The sequence below is a fragment of the uncultured Citricoccus sp. genome, assembly GCF_937871995.1.
Classification (GTDB): Bacteria; Actinomycetota; Actinomycetes; order Actinomycetales; family Micrococcaceae; genus Citricoccus.
The window spans coordinates 1-2,458 of sequence record NZ_CALMQR010000111.1; the positions used below are offsets into that span (position 1 = coordinate 1).

Sequence of the window (2,458 nt, forward strand, 5' to 3'; positions counted from 1 at the left end):
ACCTGAACCTGCACAAGACCTTCTGCATCCCGCACGGCGGCGGCGGCCCCGGCGTCGGCCCGGTCGCCGTGGCCGAACACCTCGTCCCGTTCCTGCCCGGCGCGGCAGCGGGTGAGTCCAACGGCCGCACCGGCACCCCGGTGACCTCGGCTCCGTACGGCTCCGCGGGCGTGCTGCCGATCTCCTGGTCCTACATCGCGATGATGGGCGCCGAGGGCCTCACCGAAGCCACCCGTCATGCCCTGCTGTCGGCCAACTACCTGGCCGCCCGTCTGGGTGAGCACTTCCCGGTCCTCTACACCGGGAACGCCGGGCTGGTGGCCCACGAGTGCATCCTGGACCTGCGTGAGCTCACCGCCCGCACCGGGGTGACCGCCGAGGACGTCGCCAAGCGCCTGATCGACTACGGCTTCCACGCCCCCACGCTGTCCTTCCCGGTGGCGGGGACCCTCATGGTCGAGCCGACCGAGTCCGAGGACCTGGCCGAGATCGAGCGGTTCATCGAGGCGATGATCTCCATCCGCGCCGAGATGGACCAGATCCTGGACGGGAGGTTCACCTTGGAGGACTCCCCGTTGCGCCGGGCCCCGCACACCGCCACCGCCGTGTCCGCAACCGCCTGGGACCGCCCCTACAGCCGTGAACAGGCGGCCTTCCCCGTCCCGGGCCTGCGCCAGGACAAGTACTTCCCCCCGGTCGGCCGCATCGACGGCGCCGCCGGGGACCGCACCCTGATCTGTTCCTGCCCGGCGCCCGAGTCCTTCGAGAACTGACCCCGCGCGGCACAGAGCGGTTACGAAAGGTATCACCATGACTGTCAGCACCACATCCAGGCACACCGTCCTCCACGAGGAGCATGCCGCCCTGGGGGCGTCCTTCACCGACTTCGGCGGGTGGGTCATGCCCTTGAAGTACGGTTCCGAGCTCGCCGAACACCACGCCGTCCGAAACGCGGCCGGACTGTTCGACCTGTCCCACATGGGCGAGATCCGGGTGACCGGAGCGCAGGCGGCCGCGTTCCTGAACACGGCACTGGTGGGCAATCTCACCGCGGTCGCGGTCGGGCGGGCCAAGTACTCATTGCTGTGCACCGCGCAGGGCGGGATCATCGACGACCTGATCAGCTACCGGCTGGGCGACGACGAGTACCTCGTGGTCCCCAATGCCGGCAACGCCGGCCTCGTCGCCCAGACCCTGCAGGAGCGCGCGGCCGGTTTCGACGTCACCGTCGTGGACGAGTCCGACCGGACCTCCCTGGTCGCCGTCCAGGGGCCGGCGGCTGAAGCCGTCCTGCTGGAGCTGATCCCGGCCGCCGAACAGGAGCAGGTCACCTCCCTGAGGTACTACGCCTTCGCGGGGGCCACCGTCGCCGGCACCTCGGTGTTGCTGGCCCGCACCGGTTACACCGGCGAGGACGGTTTTGAGCTCTACGTCGCCAACGCCGACGCCGCACCGCTGTGGGCGGCCCTATTGGAGGCGGGCGAGCAGCACGGGCTGATTCCCTGCGGCTTGGCGAGCCGGGACTCCCTGCGCCTGGAGGCCGGGATGCCGCTCTACGGCCAGGAACTCACCCTGGACACGGAGCCCTTCTCGGCCGGGCTGGGACCGGTCGTGTCCTTCACGAAGGACGAGGACTTCACCGGCCGCGAAGCACTCCAGGCCCTGAAGGCCACCGGAACACTCCGTCGACTGGTCGGGATGAAGGGTCTGGGCCGGCGTGCCGCCCGCCCCGGCTACCCCGTCGTCGCGGACGGACGGCACGTCGGTGAGGTCACCTCCGGGGCGCCCAGCCCCACCCTCGGCCACCCGATCGCCCTGGCCTACGTCGAGACGGCGTTCGCCGAACCAGGCAGCACGGTGACGATCGATGTGCGTGGCAAGCCCGAGCCCTTCGAGGTCGTCGCCCTGCCCTTCTATCGCCGTCCGCAGTAGTCCGGCGTCATCAACCCCGGCGACCGCCACCGGTCGTCAACCACCCTTCCTGATTGGAGCACCCATGAGCACCGTCCTACCCGCCCTCCGCTACTCCGCCGAGCACGAATGGATCAACGACGCCTCCCCGGCCCGCATCGGTATCACCGCGGTGGCCGCCGAGGCCCTCGGAGACGTCGTCTACGTCGACCTGCCCGAAGCCGGCTCGACCGTCACCGCCGGAGAGACCTGCGGCGAGATCGAGTCCACCAAGTCCGTCTCCGACCTCTACTCCCCGGTGACGGGAACCGTGGTCGAGGTCAATGACGCAGTCTCGGACAACCCGGGGGTCGTGAATGAGGACCCCTACGGCAATGGCTGGCTGTTCACCGTCGAGGTGAGCGACGAGGGCCCGCTGCTGTCGGCCCAGGAGTACGCCGAGGCCAACGGCGGTGAGCTCGCATGAGCGCGCTGAAGGAGACCGCGGCGGTGACGCAGGTGCCGGTTGAGTTGACGTCGTCGTTGGCGGAGTTGGACCCGGAGATCG

2 protein-coding genes and 1 pseudogene are annotated in these 2,458 nt (G+C 69.8%); all 3 read left to right on the forward strand.

What is annotated here, in order from left to right; all coding sequences use genetic code 11:
* A pseudogene (locus tag Q0283_RS13090) lies at positions 1-773 on the forward strand (glycine dehydrogenase (aminomethyl-transferring)); the annotation flags it as partial.
* A 37-nt stretch (positions 774-810) separates the two neighbouring features.
* On the forward strand, positions 811-1,932 hold the full coding sequence (gene gcvT, locus Q0283_RS13095) for a glycine cleavage system aminomethyltransferase GcvT (RefSeq protein WP_298045055.1): 1,122 nt from the start codon (positions 811-813) through the stop codon (positions 1,930-1,932).
* Between the two features lie 64 nt (positions 1,933-1,996).
* On the forward strand, positions 1,997-2,377 hold the full coding sequence (gene gcvH / locus Q0283_RS13100; protein WP_010145862.1) for a glycine cleavage system protein GcvH: 381 nt from the start codon (positions 1,997-1,999) through the stop codon (positions 2,375-2,377).
* The last annotated feature ends 81 nt before the right edge of the window (positions 2,378-2,458 follow it).

What these genes read in the sequence shown, in the direction of transcription:
- gcvT (WP_298045055.1), top strand. Translation starts at nt 811, where the DNA reads ATGACTGTCAGCACCACATCCAGGCACACCGTCCTCCACGAGGAGCAT.
- gcvH (WP_010145862.1), top strand. Translation starts at nt 1,997, where the DNA reads ATGAGCACCGTCCTACCCGCCCTCCGCTACTCCGCCGAGCACGAATGG.